The sequence below is a fragment of the Neorhizobium sp. DAR64872/K0K18 genome, assembly GCF_050500175.1.
GTDB lineage: Bacteria > Pseudomonadota > Alphaproteobacteria > Rhizobiales > Rhizobiaceae > Neorhizobium > Neorhizobium soli.
The window spans coordinates 358,421-376,026 of sequence record NZ_CP191446.1 but is presented as its reverse complement, the minus strand read 5'-3'; the positions used below and the strand labels follow the sequence as shown (position 1 = coordinate 376,026).

Genomic DNA, 17,606 nt, shown 5'->3' with positions numbered 1-17,606 from the left:
GGCGATTTCGGGCGAGCTGCATCATGTCCCGGCGGAGCCGAGCATGTTGGACGTATCGTCTTTCGGACGTTCGCCCTCCGGCTGTGCGCCGGTCGCGATGTAGTAGATGGTCTCGGCGATATTGGTCGCGTGGTCGCCGATGCGCTCGATGTTCTTGGCGCAGAACAGGAGATGGGTGCACGTGGTGATGTTGCGCGGATCCTCCATCATGTAGGTGAGGAGTTCGCGGAACAGCGAGGTGTACATCGCGTCAATCTCTTCATCGCGCTGGCGGATGATCTCGGCTTTTTCCGCAGAGCGGTTGGCGAAGACATCAAGAACGTCCTTGAGCTGCACCAGCGCCAGTTCGGAAAGATGCTCCAAACCACGGGCGAGCTTGCGCGGGACGCCTGTTCCCTGCACGGCGAGCACGCGCTTGGCGGTGTTCTTACCAAGGTCGCCGACGCGTTCCAGGTCTGCTGCGATGCGCAGCGTGCCGATGATCTCGCGAAGGTCGGCCGCCATCGGCTGACGCTTGGCGATGGTGACGATCGCCTTGTCCTGGATATCGCGCTCGGCATGGTCGAGAATGACGTCGTCCGAGATGACCTTCTGGGCCAGTGCGGAGTCGGAGTTGACGAGCGCACGCACGGCATCACCGCACATCTGCTCCGCCAGGCCGCCCATTTCGGAGATCCGGCGGTTCAGGTATTTCAGTTCCTCGTCATAGGCCGAGAGAATATGGGTCGAAACCATGTGTCTGATCCTTGATGTCTGCAGTTGCGGCTGACGGGCTCTGCGCCCGCATCAGCCGAAGCGGCCCATGATGTAATCCTGGGTGCGCTGGTCATCCGGATTGGTGAACATCTTGTCGGTATCGTTTTCCTCGACCAGATGGCCGAGATGGAACATTGCCGTGCGCTGTGAAACGCGGGCTGCCTGCTGCATCGAGTGGGTGACGATCACGATCGTGTAGTTGGCGCGCAGTTCGTGGATCAGTTCCTCGACCTTGGCCGTGGCGATGGGGTCGAGTGCCGAGCACGGCTCGTCCATCAGAATGACTTCAGGCGAAACGGCGATCGCACGGGCGATGCAAAGGCGCTGCTGCTGACCGCCGGAAAGGCCGGTACCGCCTTCATGCAGGCGATCCTTGACTTCTGCCCAGAGGCCGGCGCGCTGCAGGCTTGCCTCGACAATCGCGTCCATTTCCGTCTTGCCGCGGGCAAGGCCGTGGATGCGGGGACCGTAGGCAATGTTCTCGTAGATCGACTTCGGGAACGGGTTCGGCTTCTGAAACACCATGCCGACCCGGGCGCGCAGCTCCACGACGTCGATTTCCTTGTCGTAGATATCGTCGCCGTCGAGCGTGATCTTGCCGGTGACGCGGCAACCCTCGATCGTGTCGTTCATGCGGTTCATCGTGCGCAGGAAGGTGGACTTGCCGCAGCCAGACGGACCGATCAAAGCAGTGACGGTATTTTGGCGGACATTCAGGTTCACGTCATAAAGAGCGCGCTTGTCACCGTAATAAACGGAGACATCCTTGCCGATCATCTTATATGCAACGTCGTTCATTTTCTTGACCAGCGCCTTCTCAACTGCAGCTTCTGACATCATGTTCATTGCTTCCCCCTTCCTCTACCAACGCCGTTCGAAGCGGCGTCGCAAGAGAATTGCGCCAACATTCATCAAGATCAGGAACAGGAGCAGGATCATGATCGCTCCCGAGGTTCGTTCAACGAAGGCGCGTTCCGCCTCGTTGGCCCACATGTAGATCTGTACCGGCAGTGCCGTCGACGGATCCATCGGCGTGGTCGGATAGTTTGCCACGAAGGCGACCATGCCGATCAAGAGAAGCGGCGCGGTTTCGCCGAGCGCGTGCGCCAGGCCAATGATCGTACCGGTCAGGATACCGGGCATGGCAAGCGGCAGGACGTGGTGGAAGATGGTCTGCATCTTCGAGGCACCGAGCCCAAGCGCTGCGGCGCGGATCGACGGTGGCACTGCTTTCAGCGCCGCGCGGGTGGCGATGATGATGGTCGGAAGCGTCATCAGCGTCAGAACCAGGCCGCCGACCAGCGAGGCCGAGCGCGGTAGGCCCATGAAGTTGATGAAGACCGCGAGACCGAGGAGACCGTAGACGATCGACGGGACCGCTGCGAGATTGTTGATGTTGACCTCGATCAGGTCGGTGAACCGGTTCTTCGGGGCAAACTCCTCAAGATAGATCGAGGCTGCGACGCCGATCGGCAGAGACAGGACGAGCACGATCAGCATCATGTAGAAGGAGCCGATCAGAGCGACGCCGACGCCGGCTGCTTCCGGACGGCTGGACGCGCCGTTGAAGAAAATGCCGGTGTTGAATTCCTTGGCGAGCGCACCGCTGTCGGTCAGCTGCTTCATCCATCCGACCTGCTGGTCGGACACCTTGCGGCTGGTTTCCGCCACGTCGAGATTGATCTGGCCTTTCACGGCGCTGTCGATATCGCCGGCCGCCAGGAGCGAAACCGTCTGGGTCGTGCCGATGATCTCAGGATCGGAAACGACCATATCGCGCAGCTGGCCACGAACGCCGTCCGAAATCATCTGGTTGACGGCACGCAGACCCTGGCGATCGTTTTCGGCGACGCCCAGAACCTTCGCCAGCGCATTGCGGGCGACGATCGGGTAGTTGGCCGTCATCAGCTTGGCCGGATCCGTAGCCCGCACATTATCCTTGTCGATGATCTGCTGCGAGAACTCGACAGGGATGGTGATCATCGTCTGCTGAAAGGCGGTATAGCCCTTCGAGACGACCGACCACAGAAGGAGCATCAGGAACAGGATGCCGAACGAGAGAGCAGCGATGCCATAGGCACGAAAGCGGCGCTCGGCGGCGTAGCGGCGTTTGATACCGATATCGCGACGGGCAGGCTTGGCCAAGACGCCGGCGGTGGAGGAAACCACGTCGGTCATTCGTACTGCTCCCGGTATTTGCGCACGATGTAGAGCGCGTAGATGTTGAGGCAAAGCGTGATCGCAAACAGCGTGATGCCGAGTGCGAAGGCGACGAGCGTCTGCGGCGAGGTGAATTCAAGGTCGCCCGTCAGCTGGCTGACGATCTTGACGGTCACCGTCGTCATCGGCTCGAACGGGTTGAGCTGCATGCGGGCGGCGACACCGGCGGCGAGCACCACGATCATGGTTTCGCCGATGGCGCGCGAGGCGGTCATCAGGAGGGCGCCGACGATGCCCGGCAGGGCTGCCGGCAGGACGACCTTCTTGATGGTTTCGGACTGGGTGGCGCCGAGACCGAGCGAGCCGTCACGAAGCGTTCCCGGCACGGCGGTGATGATGTCGTCCGACAGCGACGAGACGTAAGGGATCAGCATGATGCCCATGACGAAGCCGGCAGTGAGAACGCTCTGTGCCTGGATGAAGTTGGCGTAATCGCCTGTGACAAGGCCGTTCAGCTGCGAAGACAGGTCGCGCAGGAATGGGCCGACCGTCGTCAGGGCAAAGAAGCCGTAGACGATGGTGGGAATGCCGGCGAGAACTTCGAGCAGAGGCTTTGCCACGGAGCGGACACCGCGGGAGGCGTATTCCGACATGTAGATCGCGGAAAACAGACCGCTCGGGACGGCAACGAGCATGGCGACGAAGCCGATATAGAGTGTGCCGAGAAGCAGCGGGATAAGGCCGAACTGACCAGCCGAGTCCGTGGCGCCGGCGGCCGCAAAGCGCGGATCCCACACGGTGCCGAAGAAGAATTCCCACGGCGGGATGCTGGTGAAGAAATGGGTCGCTTCCGTCAGCATCGAGGCGACGATGCCGACCGTCGTCAGGATCGCGATCGAGGATGCGACGACGAGGCTGGCGAGGATCACCTTCTCGACACGGTTGCGAGCCCGAAACCGCGGCGCGATGCGCGTGTAGGAAAAGCCGGCGCCGATCAGGGCTGCCAGAAGGACTACCGCGGTCATAACCCAGTTGCTGATCTTGGTCATGACGTTGAGATCGCCAGCGGACTCGACCATGTATGGTTCGGGGTCGCCGGCAAGCGGGACGCCCTTAGCGCCAAGCGCTGCGCGCAGTTCGACGGGATTTCCGCCGATGCGCTCGATCTCGTCCAGGCTCAGTACGTTCATGCCGCGCGCAAGCGAGCTTACCATGCCGAAGGAGAGACCCTGTTCGGCCGGCGAACGCGCCTTTACGTCTTCAGGAAAGCCATCGAGGACAGTGGAGTTGATATAGAGGGGGCTGACGACCAGCCACGCGGCCAGGATGAGAACCGACGGCAGAACGGCGCAGAGTGCGACGAAGGTGCCGTAGTAGCCCGGACGTGAATGAAGCTTTGAGGAACGGCCGCCGGCGATTGCCAGGGCGTGCCTGGTTCCGACAACGTAACAAGCGATCGCAATTATCGCCAGAATCAATAAAATCAATGGTGTGCTCATTAAAATCCCCCGGCCTACCGCCATCGACGGCACCCATTACCGCACAAATCCCACCATCGGAATCAATATGTTTCGCCATCCAAAACGCAGCGACTGACGCCAAGCTTTGCTTCTGTCGCACGACGGACAAGTCGCCGCCTGGCACGAAAGAAGACCGGCGCCGCAAGAAGCGGCGCCGGAATTTTGATTACATGGTCTTGCCGGCTTCGAAGTCCTTGCGGACCTGTTCGCGCTGATCGTCCGGAGCAGCAACCAGGCCGTATTCGGCGAGCGGGCTGTCAGGGCCGATCATTTCGTCGGAGATGAAGAACTCAACATATTCCTTGAGGCCTGGGATAACGCCGAGGTGAGCCTTCTTGACGTAGAAGAACAGAGGGCGCGACACCGGGTACTTGCCCGAAGCAATGGTTTCGGTGGAAGCAACGACATCCGAAACGGTCGCGACCTTCAGCTTGTCCATGTTGTTTTCATAGAAGGCCAGGCCGAAAACGCCGAGGCCGGTCTTGTTGGCCGAGATGCGGGCCAGCGTTTCGGTGTAATCGCCGTCGATGTCGACAGCTGCGCCGTCCTTGCGAACTGCAACGCACTTGGCAGCAGCCTGCTTGGCATCGGTGATGGCAGCCTTGATGACGTCAGTCGCGCCGGCTTCCTTGCAGCCTTCAGCCATGATCTTCTCTTCGAAGACTTCGCGGGTGCCGTGCTTGGAGCCTGGGATGTAAGCTGCGATCGGGCCCTTCGGCAGGGTCGCATTGACTTCCGACCAGTTCTTGTAAGGGTTGGCAACGAGCTTGCCGTCAACGACGACTTCAGCAGCCAATGCCTTGTAGAGATCCTTCGGGGTGATCTTCATGTCGCCGTTCGACGAGTCGGCAGCGAATACGATGCCGTCGTAACCGATGCGGATTTCCTGAACGTCCGTGACGCCGGCAGCCTTGCAGGCTTCGGCTTCGCTCTTGTTGATCTTGCGCGAAGCATTGGCAACGTCGATCGTGCCTTCGCCGACGCCGGAGCAGAATGCCTTCAGACCGCCGCCCGTGCCGCCGGACTCAACAACCGGTGCCTTGAAGTTCGGGTTGGTCTCGGCAAAGGTCTCGGCAACGATCTTCGCATAGGGAAGAACGGTGGAGGAGCCGGCAACCTGAACCTGGTCGCGTGCGGATGCAACGCCGGCAAAGGCAACAGAGGCCACGAGGGCTGCTGCGGAAAGTTTGAACATGTTCATCGAAGTTCTCCCGGTATGGGTTTCCAGAAATCTTGTCATGCCGGCCTCTTAGACATTTGCCGGCTCTCGGCCCGCTGGTCATAGCCGCCCTTGGCCTTAGCTTTTATGTCACTTCGGTGAAACATTTGTGACAATTCAAGCTGTTGAAAATATTGACGTTCTGGAAGAGACCGGGAAAACTGGGTTGGTTTTATGTCAGAAACGGACGGTAAACTCGGTCCCCTTGCCGAGTTCCGACTTCACAAGCAGGCGGGCGCGGTGCCTGGTGAGGATGTGCTTGACGATGGCAAGCCCCAATCCGGTGCCCTTCTTGGAGCGGCTGTCGGCGACGCTGACGCGGTAGAAACGCTCGGTCAGGCGGGGAACGTGCTCAGCGGGAATGCCCGGACCCTTGTCGATGACATTGACTTCGACCGGCAGCCTGCCGCCGCCTTTCAGGAAGACATCGACGAACTTGCCCTCCTGGCCATACTTGCAGGCATTCTCGATGAGGTTCTCGATCACTTCGATCAGTTCGTCTCGATCGCCCAGCACATCGACCCTGCCTTCGGGAAGATGCAGGCGGATTTCGACGCCCAGTTCCTCAGCCAAAGGCAAGAGCGCGTCGCTGACATGGATGATCAGCGGCTTCAGGTCCACGGTCTGGTCCGGAGCAATATGCGACTTCAGTTCCAGCCGCGACAGCGAGAGAAGGTCGTCCACCAGTCGGCTCATCCTGGTCGCCTGGTCGAGCATGATGCCGAGAAAGCGTTCCTGCGCCTTCGGATCGCCGCGAGCCGGGCCCTGGATTGTCTCGATGAAGCCTCTGAGCGAGGCAAGCGGCGTTCTCAGCTCATGGCTTGCATTGGCGACGAAATCGGATCGCATCCGGTCGATGCTTCGCAGTTCGGAGACATCGCGGAACGACAAGAGGTAATAGTTTCCCATGCCAGGTGCCAGGTCGGCGATATCGATCGGCGCCACGCGCAGGATGAAGACCCGTTCGGACGGAAGTCGCTCGGAATGTTCGATCTGGTTGGGTTGTCCGGTCGCGATGGTTTCGCGCAGCATGTCGAGAATACCGGGCGACCGCAGCCGCGCCGTCAGATGGGTGCCGATCGGCAGATCGCCAAAGGCCCGCTCCGCCGCCTTGTTGCGGTAGAGAACGGTGATGTCTCCACCCAGCACCACGACCGGCATGTCCAGCGTGCCGAGAGTTGCCGAGATCAGCGGCAGCGGGTCGAAGACGGGTGGCTCCGGAACAGGCATTTCAACCGGTACGACAGGTATCTCCGGCAAGGGCCGGGACAGTACGGCGACGACGAGGGGAAGCCAGAGCGCGAAGACCAGAAGATCGTTCGCGCCGGCAACAAAAGCGATCACCGCGATCGTCGAGAGCAGCAGAAGCAGCAGCCACTCGCGCCGGAAGCGAAGTGCCAGCTCTTGCGCAAACCCGCGCTCTTCCTTCGGCAACGCTTCCACGCGCGAACCCCTTTTTGTTTGGTCGAACTTGCGGTCATATAACGCTTGCATGACAGATATGCATCGGTCCTGAGGGAAACCTCAAGCCCTGCAAACCGTTGAAGCAGTCGCAGCCGTTTCGGCCGCCGAAGGAAAAAGGACAGCAATCATGGCAGAGACAAGCAGCCGGTCAGCGGAACTGGAAATCGATGGCAAGCTGAGGCATTTCGACATTGACGATCCGAAACTGCCCGGCTGGGTGCATGATCACGCGCTGGAATCCGGCGGCTTTCCCTATGACCACAAGTTGGACAAGGAGAAATACGCCAAGCAGCTGGAGAAGCTGCAGATCGAGCTCGTGAAGGTGCAGTACTGGCTGCAGGATACCGGCAAGCGGATGATTGCGCTGTTCGAGGGGCGGGATGCTGCCGGCAAGGGCGGTACGATCATGTCCATCCGCTCCTATATCAATCCGCGATCTGCACGCGTGGTGGCGTTGAGCAAGCCTTCGCCCACCGAAGCGGGCCAATGGTATTTCCAGCGTTACGTGTCGCATTTCCCGACGTCGGGCGAGATCGTGCTGTTCGACCGCTCCTGGTACAATCGCGCCGTGGTCGAGCCTGTCATGGGCTTCTGCAAGCCGGGCCAATACGAAGCCTTTATGAAGGACGTGCCGCAGTTCGAAGAGATGATCGTCGACGACGATATCCATCTGTTCAAGTTCTGGCTGGATATCGGCCAGGAAATGCAGCTGAAGCGGTTTCACGACCGGCGCCACGATCCGTTGAAGATCTGGAAGCTTTCGCCGATGGACATCGCGGCACTGAACAAATGGCCTGACTACACCGCAAAGCGCGACCAGATGCTGGAGCGAACACACAGCAAGCTTGCGCCATGGACGGTGGTGCTGGCAAACGACAAGCGGCGTGCGCATCTGAACGTCATCCGCCACATTCTTGGGTCCCTCGATTACGAGGGGAAAGACAGGGATGCGATCGGCGAGATCGACGACAAGATCCTCGGCTTTGGCAGCAAGTTCCTGAAATAGAGACAGACAGGTGAGCGAGCCGGACGACGTTGTCGTCCGGCGTTCGGGGTTCAGCCTGCGGGCAAAATGCGGACGGAGTAGAGCAGGACCGGTCTGTCGGCACCGTCGAGGCCGGTATTGATCAGGATGCGACCCGGCGCGTTTGGCGCGATCGCCCGGTCGAAGCTGACCTTGAACAGGGCTTCCAGTCGCTCCTGGGTTGCCGTGAACCGATGTCTTGCGCAGCCCCCAAGGCTGCCGAAATCGCAGCGTATCGACATCTGGACACCTTGGTTGCCGCCAGCCTGGACGGTGACTGCGATGGTGGCCGGCCCGCCTGCCAGACGCTGCAATACATCCGCCGGAACCGTGACGGCGATATCACCGCCGGTTTGCGGGGTTGCCGACAGGAGCCGAACGGCTGGACCTTCCGAACCGGTTGCAGCCTCTGCCTTTGCCTCGCGACCGACCTGCAGCGTATCGATCTGCTTCGGTTCGAAGACCTGCGCCCATTCATCGGAAAAGCCGCCGCGAGGATCAAAGCGCGCATTGGGACCCGCCTGCGATTGCGACGCCCGGTTGGCGGCCTGCAGGGCCTCGTCCATCACCGACTGGACCAGACCCGAATTATAAAAATACCAGCAAGCGACGCCGACGACTGCAAGCGAGATGATCCATTTCAGCAGCCAGGAGATCAGCCGCTGACGACGGCTCTTGCGCGGCTTGGCTGCAGGGTTCGTCTCGGCGTCGAGAGATCCGCGCCGCTTCCTGCCGCGCTCGGGCTTGGCAACAGGCGGTTGGCCACGTTGCACGCGGTCCGGCTCGACCGAGGTCAGTCCGTCCATCTGCGGCACTTCGGATGAGGCCGGACGGAAATCCGGGCGCGCGGCGCCGAGACTTCCGAGATCCCCGGCCGACTGGACATCGTTGGGCTGCCTCTGGTCATTTGCCGGGGATGGTGCGCGTGTTGCGCCGCCGAGACCGGTATCCGGATCGGGGGCGGCTACCCTTTCATCCGTAACGATCGGGGCTGCGACATCTGGAGCTGCGGCTCTGGCCGTGGCGGCAGGTGCGACAACCGGGTCGATGACAGGGTGAGTGATCTCGTCAGGCTCGATAGCGGGACCGGCCAGCCGGTCCACTTCCTCCGTCTCGATCTCGCGGATCTTTTCTTCCAGCCGCTTTTGCTGCTGCATGACAATCAGCTTGTCGGTCACGCCCTGGCGCTGCAGACCTGCTTCCAGCGCCTGTCGCGCCGACTGATAAATCCGTGCCCGCGTGTCGCCATCGGTCCGATCGGAACGATCAAGGGCATTCCTGATGGCTGTTTCCAAACCGCTCACTGCGGATCCTTCCGGTTGTGCATACCCGACTGCCGGCCTTGCTGAAAAGACGGCGTTAATTTTCGGTAACCTCTCCGTCGCCGAACTGCAAGCCGGTGGTCAATGGCCTTCCTTCGCCAAGATTGGGGAGAAGATATGGTTAGGCGTGAGAATGCCGCGGAAACAGACGCTTATCGAGCCGCCAGTGCGCATGGCACGCATACCTTCGCCAGACGGAGCCATCTTTCCCGAGCCGAGTGCATCTGCTAAAACCGATATTACGTGTGCGTAAACGTAAACCAAAAGGAGATTGCCGATGCTTCCGGACGTGCTGAGACAAGGACTGCGAATTCCCGTCGTGGCGTCGCCGCTGTTCATCATCTCGCATCCGGCACTGACCTTGGCGCAGTGCAAGGCCGGCGTTATCGGCGCCTTCCCTGCCCTCAATGCTCGACCGGAAAGCCAGCTGGACGAATGGCTTGCCATGATGACCGAGGATCTTGCCACCTATAATGCGGCCAGTCCCGACAGGCCCGCCGCACCGTTCGCCGTCAACCAGATCGTTCATACGTCCAACAGGCGGCTGGAACACGATCTGACGATGTGCGTGAAATACAAGGTGCCGATCGTCATCTCCTCGCTCGGCGCGGTGCCGGAAGTGAATGCAGCGGTCCATTCCTATGGCGGCATCGTGCTGCATGACGTCATCAACAACCGGCATGCGAAGTCCGCGATCCGCAAGGGTGCCGATGGGCTGATTGCTGTCGCAACCGGTGCCGGCGGTCATGCGGGGACGCTGTCTCCCTTCGCGCTTAGTCAGGAGATCCGCGAGTGGTTCGACGGCCCGCTCCTGCTCGCCGGCTCGATCGCCACCGGCGGCGGCATCTTGGCGGCGCAGGCGATGGGGGCCGACATGGCCTATATCGGCTCACCCTTCATCGCCACGCATGAGGCACGCGCCGTCGACGGCTACAAGCAGATGATCGTTGAATCCTCCGCTTCCGATATCGTCTATTCCAACTATTTCACCGGCATCCACGGCAACTATCTGAAGGGCTCAGTGACGGCGATGGGGCTCGATCCGGATGCGCTTCCAAGCGCCGATCCGACCAAGATGGATTTCGACGCGGCTGTAAGCGGCCCGAAGGCCTGGAAGGACATCTGGGGCGCCGGCCAGGGCGTCGGCGCCGTTAAATCAGTGACCTCAGTCGCGGATCTGGTCGGCCGCTTGGAGCGCGAATATGCAGACGCGCGCACAAGGCTCGCCCTCTGATAGTCCAAGGAGCGCATCGATAAAATTTCACGCCAATCGAAAACCGGCTTGAAATCACGCCCCATTGCCTGTATCAGCGCCTTCACTCGCAGAAGGCAACACCTTGCGCTGCGTAGGCCGCTTTAGCTCAGGTGGTAGAGCACATCATTCGTAATGATGGGGTCAGAGGTTCGAGTCCTCTAAGCGGCACCATTTTTCCCAATACCTCTCATCTCACCACCCCCTCACATCCGCCCCGATGCCTGCAAATCGCGTTCGGCGCGTTCAAGTGCGCTGGTGTTGAGGACCTTGCGCTGGAGGGCGACCGCGACGGCGCGCATGCGGAGGTTGAACCAGCCTTCGCTGCCTTCGTGGTTGCGGCCGCATGATTCGTAGACATCGAGTTTTTCGTAGAGCTGCTGCAGACGGTTCTGGACGCTGCGGAGCGACAGGTGCTTGCGGTGGGCGATCGCCTTGTCGGTGAGGCCGAGCGCGACGTCGATGAGGATTTCGTATTCGACATCGCTGAGGCCGAGCGAATTGCCGAGGCTTTTCTGCTGGATGCCGCGCACTTCGCGGTCAATCACGCATTGGGATTCCATGAAGACGCTGCGCAGCGCCAGCTTCAACCGGTCTTCGGATGCGGATTTGAGGACATAGCCGTAGGTCGCGCCCTCGGGCACGATGCGCGAGACGCCCCGCACATAGGCCTCGTCGGAATAGTTCGACCAGAACAGGATTTTCGTATCGGGACGTTCGCGCCAGATGGTGCGCGCCGCTTCGATGCCGTTCCGCTCGCTCATCTGCAGGTCCATCACGACATGCTCGATGCGGGAAGAGCGCGCCTGCGCCTCGCCGATGAGGCCGTTTTCGGCCTCCACAACGCTACGGCACTCGGGAAGGGCCGCACGCACCGCCTCGTGGAGATAGGAGCGGTGAAGCGCGTCGTCCTCGATGATCAGGACATCCATCATCATCCTATCTCCGCTCCCGTCTTCGGTTGTATCGGAAGGGTCAGCCGCACGAGCGTGCCGCGATCTTTGGCGCTGGTGATCTCGAACCTTGCGGAGATCAGCCGCGCGCGGGTCTTCATGTTGTCGATGCCGTGACCGGCGCGGTTTTCAGGCGCGCCGATGCCGCTGCCGTCGTCCTTGACCTCGATCGAAAGGGCCCTGCCCGCCTGCGTCAGCGCCACGTCGATCCGGTCTGCCTGGCCATGGCGGATAGCGTTGTTGACCGCTTCCTGGACGATCCGGAACAGGGCGATTGCGACCGTCGGATCGAGATCGCGAAGCGTGCCGCCGGTCTCGTCGGTCATCTCCCAGGCGATCGTCTGGCCGCTTTCGCGCACCGACCGCTCCAGATGGTTCTCGATCGCCTCGGCGACGCCGAACAGTTGCAGCACGGTGGGCTTGGCTTCCTCGATGATCTCGCGGAGATCGTGCATGCATTGCTGCATGGCGCGGCAGAGCGGCTCCAGCGCATCGCCCGGCACGCTCGCAACCCCGGTCAGCTTCTCCATGCGGCGCGTCAGCCGGGTGAGGTCGGCGAGCGTCTGGTCATGCAGATCCATGCCGATGCGCTGGCGCTCTGCCTCCAGAGCCTCGGTGAGTTTGAGGGCGCCCAGCCGCAAGCCCTCCTCGCGGGCGCTGGCTTCGGTCTGGATCACGGCCGAGCGCTTGGCCTGTTCGGCAGCCCGTAGCGCGAAGAAATAGGGGGCGAGCAGGTCGGCCACCGCGCGGGCGTTCTCGACATCCTCCATCGTGTAGCAGTCGTATTGCCGGCTGGAACAGCTGAGCGCGCCGATCACGTCGCCTTGGGCTTTGAGCGGAACATGGAGACGGCTTTTGAGCGACAGCTCGATGATGGGGCTCGCAAAGGCGCCGTCGAAATGGAAGCGCGGATCGGTCAGGGCATTGCCCGAGAGAAGATAGTCCACCTCGCCGGCCAGCAGCGTGCGGATGGGGCTGCCGGTCAGAAGTGCGGGCGGCTCCTTGCTCCAGGCGGTGTCGAGGCCGCTCTCATAGGCGATGTGGTATTTGCCATCCAGCATCTTGATGCAGACATCGAGATGGTCGTGCGGGATGATATGGCTGATCTCCTCGCCCACGGCCTTGATGATCGCATCGAAATCGAGCTGGCCGGCCAGCAATCTCGAGATACCGAGATAGCGGTCGAACAGCGAGTTGCGCGCCGGATTGAGCATGATCAGGCCTCCTCCCAGGCCTTGGCGACATTAAGCGCCAGCTTTTCGGTTGCGTCCTGCGGGAACCCGCAGACTTTGCGCGAAAGCCCGCAGAAAGCGTGCTTGGATGCGCCTGTACAACATTAGAAAACTCCTCCATTCTCGATTTACTGAGCAAAAGGGGCTCAGGGCAATCATTATCTCCGGACAACCGTTGAGGAGCGGCACGGGGATATAGAGGGAGCTTTTGGGAGGAAATCATGAATATCAGAACGATGCTTGCGGCATCCGTTGCCGTCGCGTGCCTGTGTGGTCCGGCGCTTGCCGATACCTCATCCAAGAAGATCGCGCTTTCCAACAATTATGCCGGCAATTCCTGGCGACAGGCGATGCTGACGAGCTGGGACAAAATCACCAAGGAAGCCGTTTCCAATGGCGTGGTCGCAGCTGCTGATCCGTTTACCACGGCCGAAAACCAGGCGACCGAACAGGCCGCCCAGATCCAGAACATGATCCTGCAGGGTTATGATGCGATCGTCATCAATGCCGCGTCGCCGACCGCACTCAACGGCGCCGTCAAGGAAGCCTGCGACGCCGGCATCACCGTCGTGTCCTTCGACGGTATCGTGACTGAACCCTGCGCATGGCGCATCGCGGTTGACTTCAAGAAGATGGGCGAGAGCCAGGTCGACTATCTCGCGAAGAAGCTGCCGAAGGGCGGCAATCTTCTCGAAATCCGCGGCCTTGCCGGCGTTTCCGTGGACGACCAGATCCATGCAGGCATCCAGGCAGGCGTTGCCAAGCACACCCAGTTCAAGGTGGTCGGCTCTGTCAACGGCGACTGGGCGCAGGACGTGGCCCAGCGTGCGGTTGCCGGCATCCTGCCGAGCCTTCCGGACGTAGTTGGCGTGGTGACACAGGGCGGCGACGGGTATGGTGCGGCACAGGCATTTGCAGCCGCCAAGCGCCCGACGCCGACGATCGTGATGGGTAACCGCGAAGACGAACTCGTTTGGTGGAAGCAGCAGAAGGACAAGGACGGTTACGAGACCATGTCGGTCTCGATCGCGCCTGGCGTCTCGACGCTTGCCTTCTGGGTGGCCCAGCAGATCCTCGACGGCAAGGAGGTCAAGAAAGACCTCGTCGTGCCGTTCCTCAGCATCGACCAGGCGGGCCTCGAAGAAAGCCTGAAGACCACCCAGAAGGGTGGCGTGGCGAATGTCGAATATTCGCTGGCAGACGCCAAAAAGGTGATCGACGCCAAGTAGCGTCGCCTCCCGCGTGCCGGGCCGCGAGGGCTTCGACCTCTCGCGACCCGGCATGATTTCCCATTCAAAAAACAGACTGCGATCTGCATGAGCGAAACCTTGAACCGACAAGAGGTTGTGGCCGCGCGCGGCGTCCGTGTGACTTTCGGAGCCGTGAAGGCGCTTGATGGCGCCGACCTCGTGATCCACGCGGGCGAATGCGTCGGGCTGGTCGGCCATAACGGTGCCGGCAAATCCACCATCGTCAATGTCATCAATGGCGGCTTATCTCCCCATGAAGGCTCGCTCCGCTACAGCGGCAACGATGTGCGGGGCATTTCGGCTGCGCGTGCCAACGGCGTGCGCTGCGTATTCCAGGAACTGTCGCTCTGCCCAAACCTGACGGTCGGTGAAAACGCCCGCATCATGCATGCGGAGCTGAAAGGATGGAACTGGCGCGGCCGGGCGCTTGCGCTGGTCGAAACCCAGCTGCAGGACATCTTTCCCGGCCATGCCATCGATTGCGACAGCACGGTCGACGACCTCTCGATCGCCGAACGGCAGATGGTGGAGATCGCCATCAGCTTTGCCGGCATCTCGGCGCCGCCGAAGCTGGTCATTCTGGATGAGCCGACGTCATCTCTCGATGCCGGACTTGCCGCACAGCTGATGGCCTATATCCGCAAGTTCGTTGCCGCCGGCGGGTCGGTGCTGCTGATCTCACATATTCTCGGCGAAATCCTCACCACCTCCGACCGCATCGTCGTGATGAAGGATGGCCGCGTGGTGGCAGATCGCGCCGCTTCAAAATTCAATAACCGCAGCCTTGTCGAGGCGATGGGCAATGTGGTGCGCGAACAGGAGCTTTCCCGCCCCGCGGTTGCGAAGTCGGGCGCTCCGGTGCTTTCGATGCCGGCGCGGCGTGGGCGCGGGCATGGACAGGGAAATGCTTTGCCCTTCGAAGCCTATCGCGGCGAGATGATCGGGCTTGCCGGTCTCGGCGGCCATGGCCAGACGCAGGCGCTGCTCGATCTCTATCTGGCGCGCAACAGCAACTGGTTTCCGACGAAAAAGCGCGACATCGCCTTCGTCGCCGGTGACCGCAGCCTGAACGGCACGTTTCCGCTCTGGAGCATTCTCAAGAACCTGTCGATCGCTTCGCTCGACCAGCTGTCATCGAAGCGGATGATCGATGGCGACCGCGAGACTGCGCTCGGCGAAGGCTGGAAGAAGCGGATCGAGATTCGCACGCCCGACATGGGCAACCGCATCCTGTCGCTTTCCGGCGGCAACCAGCAGAAGGTTCTGTTTGCGCGGGCACTCGCGACCACCGCAGATATCGTGCTGATGGACGATCCGATGCGCGGCGTCGATATCGGCACCAAGCAGGAAGTTTATGAAATTCTGCGCTCGGAGGCCGCCAACGGCCGGACATTCATCTGGTACTCGACCGAGATGGACGAAATCCGGCTCTGCGACCGGGTCTATGTGTTTCGCGAGGGCGCGATCGTCGCCGAACTTGTCGGAGAGGAGATCAGCGAGAAGAGCGTGCTTTCTGCCTCGTTTTCGCAGGGAGAAGCGGCATGAAGATCTCGTCCGGCACCATTCGCCTGATCATTCCCGCCGCATCGCTGGTGCTGCTGCTGGCGGCCGTCTTCTATATGCAGCCGCGCGCCATGAGCTATAACGGCCTCAACCTGCTGTTCAATCTGGCGGTGCCGATTGCGCTCGCGACGATCGCCCAGATGCTGATCATGTCCGTCAACGACCTCGACCTGTCGATGGGCACGTTTGTGAGCTTCTGCGCCTGTGTCGCTGCGACGCTTTTGCAGACCTCGCCGGCACTCGGCATCCTGATCCTGCTCGGAGCGATCGCGACCTATGCCGTCATCGGCGTCGTCATCCATCTGCGCGAACTGCCGTCGATTGTCGTCACGCTCGGGATGAGTTTTGTCTGGGGCGGGCTTGCGGTGCTGATCCTCCCCTCGCCTGGCGGTACGGCACCGGGTTTTGCGCGATGGATCATGACCGCCAAGCCGCCGCTCGTGCCGATGGCGATCGTTGCCAGCATCCTGATTGCGGCCGTCACCCATTATATCGTGATGCGCTCATCGTTCGGGGTTCTGATGCGCGGCGTCGGCGGCAACGACCGTTCGGTCGAGCGGGCCGGCTGGTCGGTGATCGGCATCCGTGCCGGAACCTACGCGCTGGCCGGGCTGTTTGCGGTGCTTGCCGGCATTGCGCTGGTGGGGCTCACCACCTCTGCCGATGCCAATATCGCGCTGCGCTACACGCTGTTGTCGATCGCCGGCGTCATTCTTGGTGGCGGCGAGTTCGTCGGCGGCAAGGTGTCGCCGATCGGCGCCGTCATCGGAGCGCTGACGCTGACGCTTGCCGGGTCTTTCCTGTCCTTCATGCGGATCTCGCCGGACTGGCAGATCGGCGCGCAAGGGGCGATCCTGATCGTCGTGCTTGCCCTTCGCCTCGCCCTCAACCGTCTCGAAAAGCGGGAGAAGAGCCAATGACCATCCAACGTCTTCTCGTCGCCAAGCCGTGGATCTGGTCGTTTGCAGCGACCGCCATCGTCTGGATCATCACTGTTCTCTTTACCGGCGGGGCCAGCTCGTTCGGCCTGTCGCAGGCAGCGCTGACCTTTGCGGCCTTTTCCGTCATCGTCGGCATAGGCCAGATGTTCGTCATCACGCTCGGGCCGGGCAATATCGATCTGTCCGTGCCGGCGACGATGACGCTGTCAGGCACGCTTGCCCTGAAGCTGATGGATGTGCAGGACGGCATGATCGTCGTCGGTCTTCTTGCCTCTGTTGGCATCGGCCTCGTCGTCGGGCTGGGCAACTACATCCTGATCAAGCTCTTGCGCATTCCGCCGATCATCGCGACGCTGTCGATGAGTTTCATCGTCCAGTCGGTGGCGATCTGGAGCAATCGCGGCCTACGCATCAAGCCGCCGGAAACGCTGGCGGAATTTGCCACATCCGGTCTGTTCGGCATTCCCAACGTGGCGCTCGTGGCGTTGATCCTGTCGGCCGTCGCCTGGGTGCTACTTGAGAAGTCGATCTACGGCCGCTGGATCTCGGCGATCGGCCAGAGCACGTTCGCGGCCCGCATGACCGGCATTCCCGTCGATGGCACGCGGCTTGTCACCTATATGCTGTGCGCGGTTCTCGCGTCCGTCTGCGGTTATCTGCTGGCGAGCTTCTCCGGCGGTGCTGCGCTCAACATGGGCTCGGAATACCTGCTGATGTCGATTGCCGTCGTGGTCATCGGCGGCACGGCGGTGGCCGGTGGAAATTCGAACATACCGGGCATCTGGGGCGCCTCGCTGTTCATGTTCCTGGTCGTGTCGATGCTCAACACTTATGGCTTCGGCGCCGGTGTGCGCCTGATCCTCACCGGTACGATCATCATCGCCGTCATTCTTCTCGCCGGCGGTCGGCAATCTGGCCGATAATCTTCAAACACTTCAGACAGTTTCAAC

15 protein-coding genes and 1 tRNA gene are annotated in these 17,606 nt (G+C 61.3%); 7 read left to right on the top strand and 9 right to left on the bottom strand.

What is annotated here, in order from left to right:
- Window positions 1-21: 21 nt before the first annotated feature.
- From phoU to phoR, 6 genes are all read right to left on the bottom strand, one after another.
- Window positions 22-735 (bottom strand): phosphate signaling complex protein PhoU, encoded by a 714-nt coding sequence (gene phoU / locus ACQY1P_RS07295; protein WP_062453931.1) that lies wholly within the window; start codon window positions 733-735, stop codon window positions 22-24.
- A 51-nt stretch (window positions 736-786) separates the two neighbouring features.
- On the bottom strand, window positions 787-1,602 hold the full coding sequence (gene pstB, locus ACQY1P_RS07290) for a phosphate ABC transporter ATP-binding protein PstB (RefSeq protein WP_430255874.1): 816 nt from the start codon (window positions 1,600-1,602) through the stop codon (window positions 787-789).
- Window positions 1,603-1,617: 15 nt separating this feature from the next.
- Complete coding sequence (pstA, locus tag ACQY1P_RS07285) at window positions 1,618-2,934, bottom strand: phosphate ABC transporter permease PstA (protein WP_113109437.1); 1,317 nt, start codon at window positions 2,932-2,934, stop codon at window positions 1,618-1,620.
- A complete protein-coding gene (pstC, locus tag ACQY1P_RS07280; protein WP_062453934.1) occupies window positions 2,931-4,415 on the bottom strand; it encodes a phosphate ABC transporter permease subunit PstC in 1,485 nt (494 codons plus the stop codon). The genes pstA and pstC overlap by 4 nt, the downstream gene beginning before the upstream one ends.
- A gap of 187 nt (window positions 4,416-4,602) precedes the next feature.
- Entirely contained in the window at window positions 4,603-5,637 is a 1,035-nt protein-coding gene (locus ACQY1P_RS07275) for a substrate-binding domain-containing protein (RefSeq protein ID WP_062453935.1), read from the bottom strand.
- 195 nt (window positions 5,638-5,832) lie between these two features.
- Window positions 5,833-7,149, bottom strand: a complete 1,317-nt coding sequence (phoR, locus tag ACQY1P_RS07270) for a phosphate regulon sensor histidine kinase PhoR (RefSeq protein ID WP_082471822.1) — start codon at window positions 7,147-7,149, stop codon at window positions 5,833-5,835.
- 97 nt (window positions 7,150-7,246) lie between these two features.
- Here phoR and ppk2 point away from each other — a divergent pair, with 97 nt between their 5' ends.
- Window positions 7,247-8,125 (top strand): polyphosphate kinase 2, encoded by an 879-nt coding sequence (gene ppk2, locus ACQY1P_RS07265; RefSeq protein ID WP_062453936.1) that lies wholly within the window; start codon window positions 7,247-7,249, stop codon window positions 8,123-8,125.
- Between the two features lie 50 nt (window positions 8,126-8,175).
- Here the strand turns inward: ppk2 and ACQY1P_RS07260 are convergent, their stop codons facing one another.
- Window positions 8,176-9,447 (bottom strand): hypothetical protein, encoded by a 1,272-nt coding sequence (locus ACQY1P_RS07260; RefSeq protein ID WP_430255871.1) that lies wholly within the window; start codon window positions 9,445-9,447, stop codon window positions 8,176-8,178.
- 295 nt (window positions 9,448-9,742) lie between these two features.
- On the opposite strand from ACQY1P_RS07260, the gene ACQY1P_RS07255 reads away from it, so the two are divergent.
- Entirely contained in the window at window positions 9,743-10,699 is a 957-nt protein-coding gene (locus ACQY1P_RS07255) for an NAD(P)H-dependent flavin oxidoreductase (protein ID WP_430255869.1), read from the top strand.
- 116 nt (window positions 10,700-10,815) lie between these two features.
- Window positions 10,816-10,891, top strand: a tRNA-Thr gene (locus tag ACQY1P_RS07250).
- A 32-nt stretch (window positions 10,892-10,923) separates the two neighbouring features.
- On the opposite strand, the gene ACQY1P_RS07245 is transcribed toward ACQY1P_RS07250, so the two are convergent.
- Complete coding sequence (locus ACQY1P_RS07245; RefSeq protein ID WP_062580135.1) at window positions 10,924-11,649, bottom strand: response regulator transcription factor; 726 nt, start codon at window positions 11,647-11,649, stop codon at window positions 10,924-10,926.
- Between the two features lie 2 nt (window positions 11,650-11,651).
- Window positions 11,652-12,884 (bottom strand): GAF domain-containing sensor histidine kinase, encoded by a 1,233-nt coding sequence (locus ACQY1P_RS07240; RefSeq protein WP_430241077.1) that lies wholly within the window; start codon window positions 12,882-12,884, stop codon window positions 11,652-11,654.
- 239 nt (window positions 12,885-13,123) lie between these two features.
- Here ACQY1P_RS07240 and ACQY1P_RS07235 point away from each other — a divergent pair, with 239 nt between their 5' ends.
- The 4 genes from ACQY1P_RS07235 (at window position 13,124) to ACQY1P_RS07220 (ending at window position 17,579) form a co-directional block, all read left to right on the top strand.
- A complete protein-coding gene (locus tag ACQY1P_RS07235; RefSeq protein ID WP_062453953.1) occupies window positions 13,124-14,131 on the top strand; it encodes a substrate-binding domain-containing protein in 1,008 nt (335 codons plus the stop codon).
- An 87-nt stretch (window positions 14,132-14,218) separates the two neighbouring features.
- A complete protein-coding gene (locus ACQY1P_RS07230; protein WP_113167384.1) occupies window positions 14,219-15,697 on the top strand; it encodes a sugar ABC transporter ATP-binding protein in 1,479 nt (492 codons plus the stop codon).
- Window positions 15,694-16,635, top strand: a complete 942-nt coding sequence (locus ACQY1P_RS07225; protein ID WP_062578936.1) for an ABC transporter permease — start codon at window positions 15,694-15,696, stop codon at window positions 16,633-16,635. The genes ACQY1P_RS07230 and ACQY1P_RS07225 overlap by 4 nt, the downstream gene beginning before the upstream one ends.
- On the top strand, window positions 16,632-17,579 hold the full coding sequence (locus tag ACQY1P_RS07220) for an ABC transporter permease (protein ID WP_062453956.1): 948 nt from the start codon (window positions 16,632-16,634) through the stop codon (window positions 17,577-17,579). The genes ACQY1P_RS07225 and ACQY1P_RS07220 overlap by 4 nt, the downstream gene beginning before the upstream one ends.
- Window positions 17,580-17,606 lie beyond the last annotated feature (27 nt).